This window comes from Azospirillum sp. UENF 111221, assembly GCF_058780625.1.
In genome coordinates, this window is record NZ_JBSNCH010000005.1 from 1,446,098 (window position 1) to 1,465,821 (window position 19,724).

Genomic DNA, 19,724 nt, shown 5'->3' on the forward strand with positions numbered 1-19,724 from the left:
GTTGATGGAGCCGTTCCTCAGAAGAACTTGCTCATGTATTCCAGCCGTTGACGGTCGGCGAGTTGCGACAACTCCAGCAGGTTGCGGCGCTTGGCATCGTCCAGCCCCTGCTGGATGGCCGCGCGCTTCAGCTGGTCGGTGGCCTGGGCATCCTTGCGCTCGGTGTCGCTGGAGTTGGTCAGACCCAGCAGGATCGCCTCGCCCGACCCGTCCTGCGCGGTGACACCCCGCGCACCCAGCCCGGCGCGGGTCTTGCTGACCGCTTGGCGCAAGGCTGCCAGCCGCCGCTGTTCGGCGGCATCCGCCGCGGCGGTCAGCTGGGCGAGCTGGGTCTGCGCGTCGGTCTCCCTGGCGCGGACGGCCTCCTCCTGGCCGGCGCGCAGTTGGGCCAGCGTCTGCTCCTGGGCTCCGCGGAAGTCATCCATCTCCTTGGCACGCGCCGCCGCAGCGGCAGCCGCCGCGGTTTCGTCCTTCTGGCGCTGAAGCTCCTGTTCCTGTTGACGCAACTCGGCGTCATGCGCCCACTGGCGGGCCTGCACCTCGGCCTCCAGCTGGGCCTGCTGCTGGCGGGCCGTCGCCGCCGCCTGGGCGCTGCGCTCGGCCGCCGTCGCTTCCTCGCGGTACTTCTGTTCCAGCGCCGCCTGCGCGGCCGCGGCCTGCGCCGCATCCTGCTGGCGCTTGTAGTCGAGTTCAGCCGCGGCCTGCTGGGCGGCGGCCTGCTGCGTGGCGGCTCTGGACGACGCGGCGCCGGCATTGCGCACGGTGCCGATGACGGAGTTCGCCAGCGGCAATGCCGTGGTCACGAGGGGAGTTATTCCACCCATCAGTCATTCACCTTCAGTTCCATGGTCACGGAAAGCAGCGTGAAAGGCAGCGGCGCATCCTGCTCGATGCGCCAAAGCGGGACGTCGGTGTCATGGCGCCAGCCGAGCGCCCGCAGTCGGCGGTCGCCCGATACCCGCGGCGGCACCCCGCCGGCCGGTTGCGGTCCAAGCCGGTGAAGCGGAAGTTCCTGCAACCCACGCCCCAGATCGACGCGCAACGCCGCCGTCTCCTCCAGCCGGAAGGTGACGGCGACCAGCCGGACGATGTCGGCCCCTGTCGCCTGCCCCAGCAGATTGGGCGGCAGCGGCTCGATCCGGTGGGTGTAGGGCAGTCCGATCTCGACCTTGCGGGCCGGCGGGTCGAGGGTGACGCTGCCGGACTGGACGGTGGCGGGGTTGCGGATCACGCGATCGGCGACGACGGCGACCGTCCGCCCCTCCAGATGCGCCAGCCCGCCCCAGACGGCGGTTGCCTCCGCCCGCTCCGCCGTGACGGCGGTGTCGAGGTTCAGCGCGTCGTCGAAGCGCTCGACCGTCCACACGCCCCGCCGCTCGACCAGCGTGTAGACCTCGTCCCCCACCGCGGCGACGGAGCGCACCGCCCCGTCGGTCTCCAGCAGGGTCCAGGCGGTGACATCCTCCGCCCGGTAGGCGGTCAGCGCCCCCAGCGTGCCGTCCTCCATCGCGACGAACAGCAGCCGGCGGCTCTGGTCGTAGTCCTGGTCGCGCGGGCCGGCCATCAGGTGGCGGGCCAGCAATGCCAGGTCATTCGCCTGATAGGCGGCCTCGGTGTCGGTGTAGAGGAATTCGCGGATTTCGCGCCGGTTGCGCGGCACGAATAGCGTCGCCCCCTCCACGTCGCGCGGCGGGATGGCGCGGTCCATCGGCGAGCCGATGCGCGTCTGCCGGTTGACCTGCATGCTCTGCGGGGTCAGCGGGTCGCCGGTCACCATATACTCGGCGCCCGAGGTGAAGACCTGCAGATGCCGGCCGGAGAAGACGGCGCGCACCGCATTCACCTGATCGGACAGGATGCCGAACTCGATGGCCTGATCGTCCAGCCCCTCGCCCAGGTCGAAATTCCAGATCTGGGCGGAGCGCGACAGCCACAGCCGGTTGGGCAGGTCGCGCGACCCGCCGATCACCAGCCGGTCCTGATGAAAGGCCGCCGACACCGGCCAGCCCCGCAAGGCGGAGAAGGCCTGCTCTTCCCATTGGGTGGTCGGCTGGGTGTCGGCCAGCGCCTCCTTCACCGTGGCATTCACCTGCGTTGCCGACACCACGCCGGTCACCAGCAGCTGCTTGCCCTTGATGCGGATCCGGGTGCCGTCATGGCGCGGATCGAAGACCGGAGCCGACGCGGTGACCGCAATCGCCCCGGTGGTGCCGGACGGCGTCAGCGTCACCGCCGGATCGCCGAAGCGGTGGAAGGGGATGCGCGCCAGCTCGCCCTCGACCGCGAAGGCCCACTCCGCCAGCGTCCACCCGCCATCGTCGCCGCGCGTCAACTTGCGCGGCGGCAGGTCGGGATGGCAGACCAGCAGCGTGTCGGCGCTCTGCGTCCAGGTGATCTGCGCCAGTTGCGTCAACGTCCAGGGGGCGGCGACCGACGCCAGCGGGGTGCCGCCCTGGAACACGTCGATCCAACGGTCGGTGAAGACCAGCAGATAGGTCTGCTCGGCATTGCGCTCGAACGCCACCAGCCGCCCGTCGCCACGCGCCAACGCCGAGAAGGCGAGCCCCGACCGCCGCGTCACCCCGCCGGTCGGATCGATGAACAGGTTGCGCAAGGCCAGCGCGCCGTTGTCGTAGGCCTTGAGGTCGCCGCGCCCCAGCAGGCGGCGCGACACCTCGCCCGCGGTGAAGTTGGTCTTGACCTGATGCAGCCGTCCCATCGCATCCTCCCCGTCACGCCCGCGCGTCGATCAGGGTGAAGTCCTCGAAGCCGGGCTGGCTGTCCTGCTGGGCGTCGATCTGGCGGGCGCGGCGGAACTCGCCCTCGGCCTGCTGCGCCAACAGCTCCGCCCGCGTCGAGCTTTCGGTCAGCGGGATGCAGAACTCGGCCGCTAGGCGGGCGATCAGCGCCTGATCGAAGAAGGCCGGGAAATCCTCCTCCGCCGGGCGGCCGATGTAGGACAGGGTGACGGTGCCGGCATCGCACAGCAGCGTACGGCCGACGATGCGGTAGGACAGGCCGCGCCCCCGCCCCTCGCCGCCCGCCCCCAGCGCCCGCAGGAAGCCGGCCGGCAGTTGGAAGGCGCAGGCATAATCGGCGACCGGCGGCTCGGCCAGCCGCGGCAGCGTGGCCTGCACGCTGGCGAAGCTCCAGGGGTTGGCCGACAGCAGCGCATCGCGCGTCGGCCCATAAAGCGCGGCGGCCACCTCCGCCTCGGCGGAGCCGTCGTCGAAGGAGGCGATGGCGGTGGCGCCAAGCTTGATCAGCGCACGGCCGCACAGGCCGATGGCGGTCAGGGCCATAGATGTGTCTCCGGATGTCGGACGTGAAGCGGAAGGCGCCGGCGGTGCGGCGCCCTTCCCCTCGGCGGATCAGTCGCTGTTGACGCCACCGAACGGCGTCAGGTTGGCGACATCGACCGCGCCGTTGGCGCTGGCCGCCACCACCAGCACGCCGGTGGCGGGGATGGCGCTGCCGACCGCGCAATTGGCCAGCAGCATGTCGCCCACCCGCAGCAGGTCGGCTGCCCCGTTGAAATAGCCGGCGGTGTCGACGTCGGTCGCCACGTCGCGCGTGGTGTAGTGCCAGAGCGTGAAGCCGTTCGCATAGGCGAGCACGCTCAAATCCTTGGACGCATAGGCCATGGATCGAAGACTCCGGATTTTGTGTGGGGGATGCGGAAGGGAGGGCAGCTCGCCCTCCTCCGTTCAGCTCTCCAGGCAGCGCAGGGTGACCACGCCGCTGGTGTCGATCAGCGCGGCGCCCTGGCTCATCATGTTGTTGACGAAATGCGCCGCACGGTCGCCGTGCCAGGTGATGTCGGTCTTCACGTCGGCACCCGCCGCATGGCCGACCGCCGTCTTGTGGTACCAGTGGCGGGCAGCCAATCCAGCAATTTCAATTAGTTAGAATGCTGTTTTGCAGAACATTTTGCAGCAGAATGAGAACATCGAAGTCTTTTGCTAGACCATTTGTTCTTTCCGTGTTCTCTGCGCTCCCATGACAAGCGCCACCCCGGCGGCGGGGCGTCCGGATCGCCCCATCGCCGCAGCGATCCCCGTCAAAGCGCTGGTGGCCCCTACCCACGTTACGCGGGCGGTATCAGAGGGCAGACGGTCACCCAACCGGCGTGGCGCTGACTCCCCACGTCGCTCCGGTTGGCCCAGGTGCAAGGCCCGGACAGGTGGTTGAGTAAATGCCATACATTTGCACGCACAGCAACCGGCATGAACCAACACATGCAGCCAGGATTCGTTTTATATCCGAGTATTTTCTTGTTCGGTTGTGGTTGATTTTGGAAGCAGGAGGGGAGTCGCTTCACGGTTAAAGCCCAAGCTCAGCCCGTTGTTGGTGGCGTAAGCATTCTGGATATGCTCGACATTTCCGTCGCCATGTCTGGAGCTGAAGGAGCAATCCATGAAGCCGGCGCACCGCTGGCCGAGCACTTGGACACCACCGGAAGCGCAATCATTCCGCACCTGACATTCTTCCGGCGATAGGAGCTGATCGCCGAAGTCGGCCCAATAGACTTGCTCCGCCGCGCCAATCTCCAGGAAAAGAGTCAGTAGCATGGCTGCCTTAATGATGTCATTGTTCGTTAACTTTTCGGATAACAGCCGCCCGAAATGCATTGATATCGCCACCATCAAATATGTATGGAGCGAATTCACGAATGGAATCTTTATTCCAAGTCCACCAATGGATCGACAGAAGGAAGTCAATATCCTCTTTTGCAAAACGCTTACGAACTTCTCTTGCCGGGTTGCCAACAGCTACACTGTAGGGCGGAATGTCACGGGATACGACAGCGCGAGCGCCGATTACAGCCCCGTCGCCAATAGTGACACCAGACAGGATCGTTGCGCCCTCCCCGATCCAAACGTCGTTGCCAATGACGACAGGTCCCTTGCTAAAGGTCGAGCGCACTACAGGAATCCCCGGAAGAAATTCCAACAACTTCTCTGCCGGGTAAGTTGATACTCCATCCATGGAATGCATGCCGCCAAAGAAAATATGCACATTATCAGCGATGGAACAAAACCTTCCGATCTGGATTTCACCGCTTTCGCCGTATGTAACGAGCTCCAAAGGACCAGAACAATAAGTGAAGCCACCAATTGAAATTTGGCAAGGGGTCTCATTCAACTCAATTTTATAATGAGTGTCTTTCTCATTTTGCTTATGATTGAGACCCATGTGCATAAATAATCGCCCTTAAGGTGGATAAGCCTGATTGATGTCGCAACCTTATCAAAAATCCTGGATCGGGCAACCCGGTTGCGAGTATGCGTTGCGCTGCCATTCTCAATACCGTTCAGCGATGTCGTAGCTGCTAGCGGCGTAAGGATTCGGCCGACAAAGCGCCGACGGTGGATTTCAAGACGGGGAACATCCGCGTTTCACACCTCCATAAACTCGGCCAGCCGGTTCAGCCAGCCGGCGGCGTTCAGCGCCTGATCGTCGGTGCGACCACGCTTCCGGGCATCGCCCGAGATCAGGTCACCGTAGAAGCACATCCGGGCCACGAAGACAGAGCGCCACAGCCCAGCCGGGTCAGCGCCGTTCACCGCGGCCAGCGTCTTCGGTCCGACGGCGCCGTCGACCTTCAGCACCGGCCGGCCGGCCAGATCGTTCACCGCATCCTGCAACCACGTCCCGGCGCGGGCCGGGCCATGGTTGACGCCCGAGTCGATTACCAGGGCGCGCAGGGTGTCGTCGGCGATGCCAGCGAAGCCCGGCTTCTCGATGTAGTTGGCGCGGTAGATGGCCCGCACCTCGGCCTCGTCCAGCGCAGCGACGTCGGCCGCCGTGACCGGGCGCTTCCGCCAGCTCGTCAGCGTCTCCAGGGTGATGCCGCCCTTCGTCGGCCCGCCGCGGTCGCTGGACCGGTCGGTGTAACGCGGCCAGCCTTCCCGGCGGAGGATGTTGTCGATGACGGCTTCGGTGGGGTCGCGCGGGATCGCCGCGCCGGTGGGCGTGGTGGTCATGATGGTCTCCAGGGTTGGGGAATTATGCGTTACAGGGCGCCTGTAACGCCTTTATCGCCGGTCGGCCGGCGGCAGCCGCAGCAGCCCAGCGGACAGTCCGCCGCGGGCAACGTTGAGCAGATGAGCGAGCAGCAGGAGGGCAGCGTCTTTATCGCCGCCGCAGGCATCAAGCGCCTGCTGGACATCCTGCTCGGCAGGGGATCGGGCATTGCACATGGGCGACCTCCAGGCATGAAAAAGGCCGCACGCGGCGGCCGGGTCGATCAGGAGTTGGAGTGTTGTCGCGGCGCTCAGGGAACCGGGTACGTGGCGCTATCCCGCGCTGCCTGGATCGCCTCCAGCGTGTCGGCCGCGGCGATGGTGTCGTTGACCCGCTCGCGCTCTCGCTCGATCTGCCGGCCGACCACCTCCCACGCCGCGGTGACGGCTTCCCACTCCGCCAGCACCTCGGCGACCGTGACGGTGCGCAGGTCGGCGCGGTCGCCGGCCCACGGGTAAGCGGTGGCAAGCACATTGGCCGGGCGGCCCGCCTCGATCCAGCGCGCCACCTCCGCCTGCTTGGCGGCGTAGGTCGTGGCTTGGCCGGGGACGGCGGTCAGGTAGGCTTCACGGGCCTTCCCGGCAGCCGTGTTGTTGGCTACGACCGCGGTCGCGCGGGCAGCAGTCAGGATGGCGGCGATTTCCTCCGGCGGGATCGGCTCCACGTCCCACTCCCTCTTGGTCCGGCTGTACTCAACTCCTTCAATTTCGATGACCTCTTCGGTTTCGGTGAAGGTAGCGGCCTGCCGATGAGTGCGCGCGTCGAAGGACGGCACGATTTCGAAGATGTTCATGCGTCACCTATCAAGCCTGAGGAGAGAACCCGGACGGCATGGTGTAAACGAAATCCAACGGGCTGAACCGGCCGCGATATACTGGCGCAAGATTTGCCGATGCCACCGGGAATACCTGTTGAGTAATGCCGGTAATCGCAGGATTGGCGCCTGAGACCGGATCTCCGCCACCTTGCCAAACGCCGTTTTTACCGATCCAGAGGCTTCCCGTCCCGCCGGTCGGCCTTTTGAACCCGAACATCATGGTATCGCCCCCGCCCCAGGATGCGCCGAAAGCCGTGCTGCCAGATGTCTTCTGAAGAGAGCCGTCCGTCCGGTATGCGCCGATGGAGATTGGGCGGCTGACGAAATCCGAGAAACTGGCATCGACGATGCCCAACAGCCCGCTATCTGCTCCGACGCTCGGGAAGGACAGGCAAGAGACCTCCCAATATGTGTTCCCGTCGGGTAATGCGTTGACACCCCGCACCGTCTGATAGGCCGATGTATTCTGGTTGAGAGTTGCCCGCAGATTGCCTTCCGACAGGACGACGCCGCCGGAAATTGCCGTCGTGCTCCATTGCTGTGCGGTAGCGAACCCAATGCCACCGATGGAATTCCATCCGGCCCCGTCGCACACGAGGATCACGGATTGCCTACTGGCAAGCAGCCCCGTCAGAGCTTGATCGACAAGCTCGCTCCCATTGGGATCGATCGTGATCAGTCCGGTTCCGGTGTTCTTGACGGCCACCGTGAAGCCGCTGCCGGCTGATGCCGCGGCAGGCAAACCGAGCGTCCATGTGCCGGTGGCGACGATCAGCTTGCCGGCGTCGGATGATGTGACCGTGTAGGCGGCACTCTTCGGCAGGGTTGGGAACTTGACAGACGAGCCCAGTGCTACGCCGTTGACGGTTGGGGCAACCTTAAAGTCGATGCCCGTCGGCGCAGCGCCTGTACGCGTCACCTCCAACCAGTTGTTGGTCGTGGTCCAGGCATCATTCATCAGCTGGAAGATGATCTTGTTGCCCGAAGTATAAATCTGCGATTTCTTTTCATCCGCATTTGCAGCGGTGTTCTCAAAGTAATAGCCCGAAGAACCTGCGCCGACAACATAGTGATACGTAGACTGCGTTTGTCCGGTTGCAGTCAAAGCCCCCGTGACATTGACCTTGGCGTTAGCAGATGTGAGCGTGAGGTCTCCGCCAGAGGTCGTGACGGTGGGATTTCCCCCATTGGACGCGGAAAAAATAAACCAGCGATTGGCGCCTGCAATGTACTTGAACAGTGCCACCAGCAGATTGCCCGTACGGACTTCGGCATCATGGTTAGAGAAACTACCCATGACCACAGTCCCAGCACCGGTGGGGCCAAACATGCCCTTCACAGTCCCGGCCGCGTCCATAATCGCCAGCCAGCACCCGACCAGATAAGACGTGAGATCAGCAACGCGGAGCCGCTCAACACCGCCGGTCACCACCGACAGCGTGTCGGCGCCGCTGACCTGGGCCAGACCGGTGTTGCTGTCGCCCGTTACCGCCCACCCAGGCGCAGCGGCGGTACCGGCTGAAAAGCTGGCGGGAGCGTCACCGGCCCGGCTGAAGCCCACAGCGACCGGGTCGCCAGCAGCGAAGCCCCCCGGCCCGGTTCCGCCGGTCACCGTGATCTTGCGGTAACCGGTGCCATCCACCACGGTGCCGGTGACCAGATATTCCACCCACTTGGTGGCATCGGTGCGGTGGGCAACCCGCAGCGTGCCCTTGGTCGTATTGGTGGCGGCGGTCCAGCGGTCCAGCACCGTGGTGATGCTGGCGCCCGCCACGTCCAGATTGTCGACATAGAGTGCAGTCGCGGCTGCTGCCGTGGCGCTGTTCAGCCTCACCTTGCCGTTGCCGGGGTCGGCATCGGCCGTGGCTGTGTCCCAGGTCAGGCGGACCGACGGGACAGACCCGCCGGCGGCATTGGCATTCTGATCCGCAAGGGTGGCACTGGCGGCGGCGGCCGATGCGCTGCCAGCCGCCGCACCGGCGCTCCCGGCCGCAGCGGTCGCGCTGCCACTGGCTGCCGTCGCGCTCCCAGCGGCGGCGGATGCACTCCCCGCGGCGGCGAGTTCGGAGGTGTGGGCAGCCGTGGCACTGCCGGCAGCAGCCGATGCAGAGCCCGCGGAGGCGGTCTGGCTGGTGGACGCGGCATCGGCCAGAGTGCCGACCGTCTCGCAGGCTGTGGCGATGTCCTTGGAGTGACGGCTCCAGTTGGCGGCCATACCGCCAACGCCAGACAGGCCGAATTTGTTGGAAGCGGCGTTGTAGACACCGAGATTGTATTGTTTCAGGCGGTCGATTGCGTCGAGCACCAGTTGCGAAAGGCTCATTCCTTGAACTCCTCCAGTTCGACACTGGTCGAGGTGTAGCGGGCGCTGACGTAGCTCTGGCTGTGGTCGGAAGATCGGCGGTACAGGCCGCCGTAGAGGAAGTTGGCGGCGGGATCGCCGAGGCTTGTCGGATCGGCCGGGTCGCCGATGCTGGGCAGGTACAGCAGCGGCTTCCGCTTGCCCGAGCGTAGCGCCATCTTGAAAAGCTCGTCGCGGAGCGTGCGGTCGGTCACCTCGCGGCCGATGGTGACGGTGCGCTTGGCGATGCCCTCTTCGACCCAGGCCGATCCGCCGGCGCCGGTGATGATCTCGTCGTTGTCCTTCACGCCTTCGCCCGATTTCCCGACATGCCGGGAGAAGATCAGGCCATCGCCCGCCCAGGCGAGGCCGATGCGATAGCCGGTGTCCTCGCTGCCGTCGGGCTGGAAGGCGCCGCCCCACAGGGTCCAACGGATCGCGACCACCGGAACCTGCGGCACCACACAGTGGATGTTGATCGGCAGCAGAGGGATGTCCCGCGGATCCAGATCGCCGCGCATCTGGTTGGGCGCGCCGGCCCGCATGGTCTCCGGATCGGTCAGAGGCGGGACGACGTTGGCGTCCACCCCATCGACCACGGACGTCGCCACCAGCTCCGTCATCGCGGCATCGCCGAATGCCTCCATCCGGTAAAAGGCCTCCTGGCGGAGGTTGGTGTTGAGGAGCGACGCAACCGACAGGAAGATCGGGAACTGCCATGTCAGAGTCACGATCACCGGGTTGATCGGCGCCCCGGTGGCATAGTCCACGTCGCCTTTGGTCAGGCACACCGCCCGGTCGGAGACCGGTGTCGTCAGCATCGACTCCAGAGGGGCGGTGGACGCCCAGGCGGCGGGGCTGGCGATGGTGACGGGATTGTCCAGCGGGCCGTTCTGCACCTCGTTCCGGTCGGCGAGGTAGGCGTAGATCAAGCCGGCCATGATCAGTGTTCCCCGTAGAGGGTGGCTCCGCCGCCGCGGTCGCGGTTGGTTCGGCCGGTGATGACCAGCGTCGCGCCATCCTCGAAGCCGGCGATGTCGTCCACGACGGTCACCGCCCCACCGATCCAGAGCCCAGGCGCTCCGTCCCGGACCTTCAGGCTGTAGGACTGCGGCGGCCATGCCTTCTCGGCCAGCCACAGCGGCGCCTCGGCGTCGGCGTCGGCCTTCAGGGTCAGGCAGGTCTCGATCCGCTCGGTCTTGCCCGACACGCCATAGGCGGCGGCGATCACCGGATCCGTCGCGCTATCCGACTCGCGCCACTGTTGGGTCCAGAGGGCGGCGTCCGCCGCCGTCGCATCAGCAACCGCGGTGGTGTTGGCGTTCGGGTTCTCCGCATAGAGGACGGTGACTTTCTTGGTGGGCACCACGTCGCTGCCGGCGGTGGGCTTCAGCCCGTCCGTTGACCCGCTGGCCTTGCTGTAGGCCCGCGTCGGCGTGACCGCGGTGGCGCGCGGCAGGCGGGTCACCACCAGCCGGTCGGCCAAGTCGATGAACCACCTCCCCCTCGGCACCGACCCGACCAGCTTGCCATAAGCGTCCCGGTGGGTCCGCCCGTCGCCGGCCGGCAGGTACAGTCCGACGGTGCGCGGCGTCGCGTCCATGCCGCTGACGTCGGCCGCAGTGACGATGCCGCCATGCTGGACGGCCAGGAAGGCGATCACCTCGCCGATATAACGGCGCCAGACGCCGCCGGTCTTGTCGCCCTTCACCTCCACCCGGAAGTCCTCGTAATGGACCGCCGTGTGGATCCTGCCGGTCGAGACATCGACGCGAAGCTGGTTGGAGCCCGGGATGCCGGCCGTCTTGGCGACGGCGGCACCGCCGGACCATCCCCGCGGCACGTCCTCGATGGGCAGCCCGCCATTGACCGACCAGACATGCAGCAGCCCGCCGTTGCCGCTGCCCTGGTCGATGATCCCGAGATAGGTCGGCTGCACCATGAAACAGTGCCCGATACAGCGCTCCTTCAACGTGTTCTTGAGGGTGGACGGCCCCTCATACCCACCGGTGCCGGCGTACTTCGCGTCGTCTTTCTGGATCGGCGCGTCAAAGTCGAGTTGCCTGTCGTAGACCGGCAGCCGCAGCTCGGTCCGATCAGGCGCGATCTTTCCGGCCTTGGCCTGCCAGACCGTCACCGCCGTGCTGAGGGGTGCGCCAGCCGCCACCACCCGCTCGGTCACCGACTGGACGATGTAATCGGTCAGCAGGACGTTGAGCGGCCGGACGCCCAACAGTACCCGCTCCCACACCCCGGTCGTGATGTTGAAGACGGAGGCGAACCGCGGCAGGTCGTCCGTCCGCCGGACGTTGATCAGCCTCAGGTCGTCGATCTGCGCCTTGGCGCCGTCGCCCGCTGCCGTGACCGCCACGGACGGCCATTGCCCGACGAGCGGCAGCCAGGTCGCGGACGCCGGGTCGTCGTCGCTCCGGGACTGGTAGGCCACCGATCCGGCGCAAAGCGGCCAGCGGTGAAGGTGTCCCGTCGCCCGGTGATAGGCGACAAGGTCGTACAGGTGGATTTCCATGGAAGCCTCCGTTACGCGGCGCGCTTGGCCTGCTGATCGCGCAGTTCGTCCAGCTGCTGGCGCATCAGCTTGAGTTCGTCCTGGGCGATGCGGCTGCGCTGGAACTGCGCCTCGCCCTCGGCCTCGTGGATTGCCTTCTCCAGCCGCTCGATCCGGCGAGCGATATCCCGCAGAACCGACAGGACTTCCCGGTTGTCCGAAACCACAGGGGCGGCCGGCGGTTGGATCGGGGTGATGTTGACCGGGTAGCGGTCGTTCGCCGCCGTCTGGTACATGCCGGCGATCCGCATGCTGTCGACCGACGACGCGACCGCCGCGCCGCCGCCCTGCCACAGCAGCTCCGGCCCGCGTTCTCCCACCCACACGGCGCCGGGCGGGGTGGACATGGTGCCGGAGGCAAAGCCCGGCACCCCGGCGGAATGAGCCGCGCCACGCACCGCCGCCTCGAACGCAGCGGCGTGGCCGAGCCGGACCCAGGCATTGAGTCCGGCATCAATCCCGCCGTCATAGCCGGCCGCCTTCACCGCGGCGAGTTGCTGCGCCTGGGTCAGCGCGTCCCAGGCCCGGCCGACATCCTCCGGAGCGCCATACCGCGCCCCGCTGCCGATGGTGGCGACATTGCCCTCGAAGGTCGCCGCCCGGCTCGTGTCGGCGGCCAGCCATAGGTTGAACGCCTCGTCCACCGATCCGCCCCAGCCCATGGCGCGGGCAATGCCGAACTGCTGCTCGGCCGACAGCCCGTCCCAGGCCGACTGAACCGACGCCGGTGCGCTGTAATGCGGCCGGGTGTCGGAGGTGCCGGTCAGCGCCAGGAGCGGAGTCAGCGCCGCCTGCCAGACGGCGAGGCTCTGACCCATCGTGTTCTTGAGGGTGTCGAGTGAACCGAGTTGCTTCTGACCGACGGCGGCGGCTTCTGCCCGGCCCTTCTGAAGCTCCTTGAGGGCGTCCTGGGCAGTCTTGAGTTGAGCACCGGCGGTCGCGGCAGCGCTGTCCGGGGCCACGGTGCCGAGTTCACCCAGCACCTTCATCACCTCGTCATAGAGCGACCGGGCGGTACCGCCGCTGTTCTCCTTCTCGATGCTGGTCAGCGTCTGGCCCAGGCTGATCAGATTCGAGCGGGCAGTGTCCCGATCCGCGTCGCTGGCGGTTGTCGACTGGACGGTGGCGAGGGCCGCATCCCACTGGCGTTTGGTCTCGGCCAGCCGCTCCTGCGGGCTGATCGGTGCGTCCTGGCTGATCGCCAGGGCATCGCGCGCGGCGGCGAACTGAGCCGCCGCCTGCGACACCTTCAGCGCCCCATCCTGCAGGTCGGAGATGAAGGTCTGGCGGGCGGTGATTTCCTGATCGTACCAGGACAGGACATCGGCCTGCGCCAACTCGAACGCCTTCAGACCGCGCTCCGCTGCCTGGACCTGAACCAACTGGCCCGTGTCGCGCCCGTCCTCTTTGGCCTTGAGCAGCTCCTGCCGCTGCTGCTCATCCAGCGTGATCAGCCCGGACCCGCGGGCATTGCCGAGTGCGGCATACATGCGGGAGTCCACGCCCGCGTTGAAGGTTCTGGTAGCCTCCGCCGTCGCGTCGTTGAGCTTCTTCATCGCCGCCGTCGCCGCGGTCACCACCTCCGGCGTGTCGGCGAAGGTGGTGATGATCTCCTGTAGGCTGGTGCTGGTGATCGACCCACTCTTGACCAGCCCTTCCATGCCGGCGGTCAGCGTGCCGGTGACCTTCGCCATCTGCTCTGCCCGGTCGGCGCCCTCCGGCCACAGCGCGTTGACGTCCTTCACCGCAGTCTTGTAGCTGTCGATCAGCCCGGTGGCCGAGTCGTAGCCCTCCTCGCCCTTCGCCTTGCGATAGGCGGTGTCCAGGCTGTTGCTGTAGGACTTCTGTTCCTTCTTCAGACCATTGGCGAAACCTTCGTTCAGCTTGGCAGCCAGTTCGTCGCCGACGATGCCCACCGAGGCGAAGGCTTTCACGAGATCCGTGGCCGTGTTCGACCACTTGCCCTTGAGTTGCTCGACCTTCTGTTGCTCAGGGCTGCTTTCGATTGTGGTGCCGGCCACCTCGTCCAGCAGGCGCTTCTTGACCGCGCCCAGCGCCTCCATCTGCTTGGTCGCGCCGAACAGTGCGTCGGGCACGGCTTGCCCGGCCGCGGTGTAGGCCGTGGCGGCCCGCTTCATATCGGCAGCGAGCGTGTCGAAGTCCTTGCCGATCGGCGAGAAGGTGCCATCGCCAAGGGACTGAACGATGGTGTTCAGCTCGTCGACGCGGTCCTGGGCCAGCCCGACGGCATCGAACTGGACCTGAAGCGCTGCCCGTTGAGCGGCCTTTTGCACTGCTGCATCCGCCGCGGCTTTTTCAGCCGCCGCAGTAGCATCCCGGTCAGCCGCAGCCCTGGTGTCGGCGGCGGCCAGATTGCTGCTGTACCGGTCGGGGTCGCCGCCATTTCGTGCGATGGCGCCCGATGCGGTGCTCGCAGTCCCCGTGGCGCCGGAAAACCTTCCGTTGGCGTCGATTGATCCGAGGGAGATGTGATCGACGCCCAGCTGGTCGGCCAGGGCTCCCAGCGCGAGGCCGAGGCCTGGAATGCCGGTCGCCAAGCTTGCGATGTCTCCGGCCAAACCGGCGGCATTGATGCTCAGTTGGGTGTTGTTCAGACCGGTCTCTGGATCGACGCCGATGGACTTGTTGATGTTCAGTCCATACTTCAGTGCGGCATTTTCCAGCCAGCCGGACAGCGATGTCCCGAACACGTTGTCGACAGCGGCAGCCGTTGCTGTGACCTGCTCGGAGGTCGGAGACGCATAGCTCGCGGCTCCGCCGAAGCCGATCGTGCTTGACCGATCATCCGCGGTGAACGAGCCGAAGCTGTAGCCCCCGTACGACTGCATGTCGCCTTGCGACATCGGCGTGCTGCTCGTCCTGCTGATCGACGGCCCTTCGCCCGCCGTCCCCGCTCCGCCGGAGTTGCCACCCGAGCCACCAGAGGAGTTGCCGCTCGATCCGCCGCCAGAGCCCGCCGACCCGCCGGAACCGGGGCTGCCATGATCCCCGCCGCCATACTCGAAACCGAGCAGGCCGGTTTCCGGGTTGATGGTGCCCGGATGGCCCAGCGCCCGACGAACCGCCGCCAGCTCGTCGCCGCCACGGAGGTGGATCAGGGTGTCATCCCGGCCTTGCCCCATCTGGGCAAGCATCTGGGCGCTTTCGCGGGCGTTCCAGATGCGCTCGCCGCCGGAAAGCCGCACAACCTCCGGGCCTTCTTCGCCGACGACGGCCCAGCCGGCGGGCGCCGACAGCGTTCCGCGAGCGAACCCCGGCAGCTTGGCGCCTTTGCTGACCGCGAAGACGGTCTGCGCATTGTCGACCACATCCAACAGCGTCTTGCCGAAGGTATTGGCGTCGTCCACACCGGCCTGGAATTGCGTGAACAGGTCGGAAATGCTGGACCGCAGGCCGGCGATCTGCCGGTCGAAGCCATTGGCGAACTCCAGGTGCCCCAGCGCCTCCTCCAGGCTGGTGGAGGTCTCATGGGCCAAGGCGTAGGCAACGGCCGGAACCGCCGACTGCATGCCCTTCAGCAGCTCGAGAGCGGCCTGCTCCGCGCTCTTCGTCTTGCTGTCGATGTAGCTGCCTTTGTTGGTCGGCGTGAGGTTCAGCCGGCCAATGATGTCATTCAGGCCTTTCGCGAGTTTGTTTGCGTCGCTGTTAAATCTCGTCGCGTCGCCGTCATTGTCCTGGGCAGAGGCGCCAAGCGCATAGCGGCCGTTGGCGCCCAGGGTGATGTGGCTGATGCTGTATTTGTCGCCCCGATCCTTGGCGCCCGACACGGCGGAGAGCAGAGCACCGCCGACGGACAGGACCGCACCGGCCGTCTTGGCGTAGCTGTTCTGCATGGTCATCAGCACGCCGCCGGCCGCGGTCAGGCCGCCGCCGATAACCTGTCCGGTCGAAGCTTGCTTCTGTGTCGCGGCGGTCAGGCCGCCGACCACTGCCAAGCCGCCCGTGGCGAGCTGGCTGTAGGTCGGGTTCCAGCCCCAGAGGCCGTCCGCCGCCGGCATTGGACCGACAAAATCCTTGGACGGTGCCGCCTGCTGTCCGAAAATCGGCTGGTCCAGCCATGATCCACCCGCCCCCTTCGTCGCCGGGGCAAAGCTGGTGGACCCATCGGCGTTCTTGATGACCTTCTGCTGCTGGCCGCCGCGGCCACCGAAGAGCTCGCTAATCCAATCGCCGGCCCCACCCAACAGCTTCTGGATGCCACCGAGGAAGGTGTCGGCTCCATCGTCCACCGCCGTGCTGAACTTTGTCGCGCTTTCGCCCGCCTGGGTCAGCCCGTCGCCTGCGGAGATGGCATTTTCGTTGATATGAGAGACGGCCCGGCTCTTCACCTCGATAACGGCAGAGGCGTCCTTGGTGACCGAGGTCAGCCCCAGCGCGCTATCCACCCACGATTGCTGTGTAGCGGTCATCGTCTGGGTGCTGTCGTTGGCGCCGCGTTGGACCTCTACCGCGTCAAGCTGTGCCTGGAGAGCGCGCTCCTGCGCCGCGGTCACGGTGTCGGTGCGGGCGCCCAGGGTCGCGACATCGGTGCCGACGCTCTTAACGGTTTTCCCGAACGTCTCGACGTACTTGACCGTTTCGCCCGGCAGCGCCCGACCCTTGGTCAGATATTGCTGCACCCGAGTTGGCCCGGCATTGTAGGCGGCTGCGGCCATGTTCCAGTCGCCATGGAACTGCCGACCGAGCATCGCAAGATACTTGATGCCGCCCCGGACATTTTCCTGGGTATCGGTCGCATCGACTCCCAGCCACTTTGCCGTGCCGGGCATCAGCTGCATCATACCCATAGCTCCGGCACTGGAGGTCAGAACGCTCCCGTCAGGGCGGAATTGCCGGAAGCCGCTTTCCATCTTGGTGATGGCGAGCGCCACCTCATCCGGCACCCCCTGCGCTCGCGCTTCCGACAGGACCAGCGACTGCGCCCGGACCAAGTCGGTGACCTGCCCGCCGTCCTTGATCGCCACAGGCAGAGGCCGGGCGTCCGTCGCGGACAGGGTGGCGATGCTGGCGACCGTGCCGCTCGCGGATGCCGCGGGCATTTGCCTGCCGGTCATGGCCTGCGGATCGAGCGCAACCGCAGCGGCAGACCCGGCAATCTGTACCCACATGGCATTGTCCGCGGAGGTGCCGAGACCGCCTTTCACGGTGCCGACGATGCGCTCCAGCCGTCCCGGGTCGTTGGCCGGCTTGGGCACGTTGTCGTTCGCGGTCGTGACGCCGCCGGACATCAGCTTGGTCAGCGTGCCGGTCAACCAAGTCTCAGCGGGCTTGGTGATGAGCGTGCGAACAAAGACCCGCTTCAGATCTTCAGCCAGGGCCTTGCCGGCATCGCTGGCCTTCTTGGCGCCGACAACCACATCCTCGAACGCCGTGGTGATCGGCTGGGCGATGTCGGCGGCTTGCTGGGCGGCGTCCTGCAACTGGCTGTTCACCCGCGCCAGCTCGCCGGCCTGCCGGATATAAGCCTGGGTGCCAGCGTCGGTCAGGTCGACGCCCTTGTCGCGCAACTCGTTCGTGGTCTGGATCACCGCCACGGCCTTGGCGCGCTCCGCGTTGCTCTGACCGAGCATGGCGTATTCGCTGTTGGCGAGTTCGACGGCCCGGCGCTGCTCCTCCGCCATCTGGGCGAACTGCTGCGAGCGCTGCGCCGAGTCGCGGGCCAGGATGCCGGCGCCGATGTCACGGATCTGGCCGGCGTCCTTGGTCGGGTCCAAGCCGCGCTTGCGGGCCTCGGCCAGGGCCTCGTTGGCGAGCGCTGCCTCCCGCGCCGCGTTGGCGCCCTGTCCCCAGGCGGCAGCCAACCGGTTGGCGTCCTCGGTCTGCTGCTTCAGCGTAGCGTCGAAAGACGCGGACTGGATTTTGCGCTGTGCATCGTCCAGTGACCGGAGCCGCGTCACGATGGCGTTGTACGGCTCGATGGTGCCGCGCGCCACCTCTGCCATGGCCTTGGTCTGGATCTCGGCCTCGCGCACTGCCGCGGTGGACTGGCCGTAGGCGCGGGCCACCAACTCGGCGCCAGCCACCTCGGCGGCGGCGGCTCGGTTGTTGTCGTTGACGGCGACCTCCAGTTGGAGCCGCGCTTCCCGCTGGCGGAGCAGGAGAAGGTTCTCCTTCGGAGTGCCCTCCAAGTGCTTATCCCGCACTTCGTCCTGCGCCCGCATCGCTGCGGTTGCCATGGCGCGGTCTACCGCGTTCCCGCGCAGGGCCTCGGAGAGGCGGTCCACCTCATGGGTCTGCGCCTTCACATACTCCGTGGCCTTGGCGTCCCGCGCCTTCCGGGCAGCGTCATCATCGGCGCCACCGGTGACGGAGGCGCCGTTCGGGTCTTTGGCCGGCGTAGCGGTTGCCGCGGCGGCCTTGGCCTTGCCGGTGATCGCATCGATCCGCTTTTCCAGGGCGGCGACTTCGGCACGGGCGCCCTCCAGCTCGGGCCGGAAGCCGCCACCCGGATCGCTGGCGCCGGCATGCGCCTCCAGATCGGCCACCCTGCTCTTGGCCTCGTCCAGCCGCTTCCGCAGGGCGGCCTCGTCCTCCGGACCGAACAGCCGGTTGGCGATGTAGCTGCCCACGATGGTCGGGCCCGGCGCGACCGCATAGGCGCCGATCTTCGCGATCTTGCCGAACCCTTCCAGGCTCGGGTTCGCGATGAAGTCGGCAACATCCCGGAAGGCGTCGGACACGGCGACCGTGATGGAGATGACGAGAGGCGACGTTGCGGCAGCATCCACCAGCCGGTTGAACTCCACGCCAAGCTCGTGCATGGCCGTGGCTGCCGGGCTCATGGCGTCCTTGCGCATGCCGTCGAAGCGGCGATGCAGGGCGTCCAGCGCCACGCCCAGCGCCTCGGACTGCCGGCCATGCTCCGCCATCACGCGGACAGCTTGAGCCTCCGCCGGGCTCAGGAAACCGATGGCCTCCTGAAGCTTCATGATCGCCGGGTAGCCGTCCGTCACCATGGCGGCCAGCTGCTTGGTCATCTCGTCGACCGAGCCGCCCATGCCGGCGGTGATGTCGCTGCCGAGCAACGCCAACTCGCGACCGCGGGAGGCAGAAAGGCCGCGGGTGGATGCTAGAACTTTCGAGGTGGCGAAACTCTCGCCCCGGTCGGCCCCGCCCTCGTAAAGCGCCTTGCCGACATCGCGCAGGTATCCGGCGGTCGCCTGCGACTCGGTGCCATAGGTCCGCATCGTGGCGGTGAGATCGCGGATCTGGCTGTTGATCTGGATTGCCCGCGTGCCGACCAGCGCGAAGGCGCCCACCACCGTCGTGATGCCGAGCGCGACCAGCGCGACGGGCGAGACCAGCAGCGCCCAGGCGCGGGACAGACCACCCACGGCACCGACAGCCTGCGGCGCCTGCTGAAGCATGGCCGTGATGGCGCTCTGGCCGCTGCCGACCTGCACCACGAAGTCCTGGATCTGGTAGCCGAGGTTCAGCGACTCGTGCGCGGCCAGCTTCGTGCTGGAGGCGGCGCGGGTGGAAAGCTCGTGCTGATCCTTGAGCTTCGCCGACAGGGCGGCATGCTCCTGGGCGGTCAGCCTGATCCCGCCGACGCCGTCGGTCAGAGCCTTGTCGAGTTGCTGCTGCGAGGCGGCCAGCTTCTCGTCGGCGCCGAAGGTCTTATCCAGCGTGCCGATCAGCGAGCGGAGGGCCGTTTCCTCGGCCTTCACCGCGGCAGCGGTCTCCTTTTCGGCTGCGATGATCATGGCCGCATCCGCTTCGCGCTCCCGCACCGCGGCGTCCCAATCGGCCGACATCTTCGCCAGGGCAGCGCGCTCCGCCTGCTCAACCTCCTTCGCGGCGGTCGCATGTGCGGTGGCAAGATCCTTGGCCTTCCTGATCGCCGGATCGTGGGCAGCCGCATAGGCGGTCAGCAGCCGGGTTGCCTCGGCCTCGTCCACGCCCGCCCGGCGGATCGTCGCCTGAAGCTCCGCCAGCCCGGTTTCGCACCG

Annotated in this window: 13 protein-coding genes and 1 pseudogene; all 14 read right to left on the reverse strand. The window is 66.7% G+C overall.

Features of this window, described 5'->3' with window-relative positions:
• Nucleotides 1-17 precede the first annotated feature (17 nt).
• The 14 genes and pseudogenes from ACWPN3_RS21375 to ACWPN3_RS21440 all read right to left on the reverse strand — a co-directional run bounded on the left by ACWPN3_RS21375 (nucleotide 18) and on the right by ACWPN3_RS21440 (nucleotide 19,673).
• Nucleotides 18-803 (reverse strand): hypothetical protein, encoded by a 786-nt coding sequence (locus ACWPN3_RS21375; protein WP_492241081.1) that lies wholly within the window; start codon nucleotides 801-803, stop codon nucleotides 18-20.
• A gap of 20 nt (nucleotides 804-823) precedes the next feature.
• Nucleotides 824-2,719, reverse strand: coding sequence for a phage tail protein (locus ACWPN3_RS21380; RefSeq protein ID WP_492241082.1), 1,896 nt, complete (start codon nucleotides 2,717-2,719; stop codon nucleotides 824-826).
• 13 nt (nucleotides 2,720-2,732) lie between these two features.
• Nucleotides 2,733-3,302, reverse strand: a complete 570-nt coding sequence (locus ACWPN3_RS21385; protein ID WP_492241083.1) for a phage connector family protein — start codon at nucleotides 3,300-3,302, stop codon at nucleotides 2,733-2,735.
• Nucleotides 3,303-3,371: 69 nt separating this feature from the next.
• A complete protein-coding gene (locus ACWPN3_RS21390) occupies nucleotides 3,372-3,644 on the reverse strand; it encodes a hypothetical protein (RefSeq protein WP_492241084.1) in 273 nt (90 codons plus the stop codon).
• 63 nt (nucleotides 3,645-3,707) lie between these two features.
• Nucleotides 3,708-3,875: pseudogene (locus tag ACWPN3_RS21395) on the reverse strand (phage capsid protein); the annotation flags it as partial.
• Between the two features lie 381 nt (nucleotides 3,876-4,256).
• Nucleotides 4,257-4,571 (reverse strand): hypothetical protein, encoded by a 315-nt coding sequence (locus ACWPN3_RS21400; RefSeq protein WP_492241085.1) that lies wholly within the window; start codon nucleotides 4,569-4,571, stop codon nucleotides 4,257-4,259.
• Between the two features lie 16 nt (nucleotides 4,572-4,587).
• Entirely contained in the window at nucleotides 4,588-5,196 is a 609-nt protein-coding gene (locus tag ACWPN3_RS21405; protein ID WP_492261728.1) for a CatB-related O-acetyltransferase, read from the reverse strand.
• 203 nt (nucleotides 5,197-5,399) lie between these two features.
• On the reverse strand, nucleotides 5,400-5,987 hold the full coding sequence (locus tag ACWPN3_RS21410; RefSeq protein ID WP_492241087.1) for a glycoside hydrolase family 108 protein: 588 nt from the start codon (nucleotides 5,985-5,987) through the stop codon (nucleotides 5,400-5,402).
• Between the two features lie 51 nt (nucleotides 5,988-6,038).
• Nucleotides 6,039-6,203 (reverse strand): hypothetical protein, encoded by a 165-nt coding sequence (locus ACWPN3_RS21415; protein WP_492241088.1) that lies wholly within the window; start codon nucleotides 6,201-6,203, stop codon nucleotides 6,039-6,041.
• A 74-nt stretch (nucleotides 6,204-6,277) separates the two neighbouring features.
• Nucleotides 6,278-6,820, reverse strand: a complete 543-nt coding sequence (locus ACWPN3_RS21420; protein ID WP_492241089.1) for a hypothetical protein — start codon at nucleotides 6,818-6,820, stop codon at nucleotides 6,278-6,280.
• A gap of 10 nt (nucleotides 6,821-6,830) precedes the next feature.
• Nucleotides 6,831-9,167, reverse strand: coding sequence for an SPRY domain-containing protein (locus tag ACWPN3_RS21425; RefSeq protein WP_492241090.1), 2,337 nt, complete (start codon nucleotides 9,165-9,167; stop codon nucleotides 6,831-6,833).
• Nucleotides 9,164-10,126: a hypothetical protein gene (locus tag ACWPN3_RS21430; RefSeq protein ID WP_492241091.1), complete on the reverse strand. Its 963-nt coding sequence runs from the start codon at nucleotides 10,124-10,126 to the stop codon at nucleotides 9,164-9,166. Before ACWPN3_RS21430 ends, ACWPN3_RS21425 begins: the two co-directional genes overlap by 4 nt.
• Nucleotides 10,127-10,128: 2 nt before the next feature.
• Complete coding sequence (locus ACWPN3_RS21435; protein WP_492241092.1) at nucleotides 10,129-11,712, reverse strand: hypothetical protein; 1,584 nt, start codon at nucleotides 11,710-11,712, stop codon at nucleotides 10,129-10,131.
• 11 nt (nucleotides 11,713-11,723) lie between these two features.
• Nucleotides 11,724-19,673, reverse strand: a complete 7,950-nt coding sequence (locus ACWPN3_RS21440; RefSeq protein WP_492261729.1) for a transglycosylase SLT domain-containing protein — start codon at nucleotides 19,671-19,673, stop codon at nucleotides 11,724-11,726.
• Nucleotides 19,674-19,724: the final 51 nt, after the last annotated feature.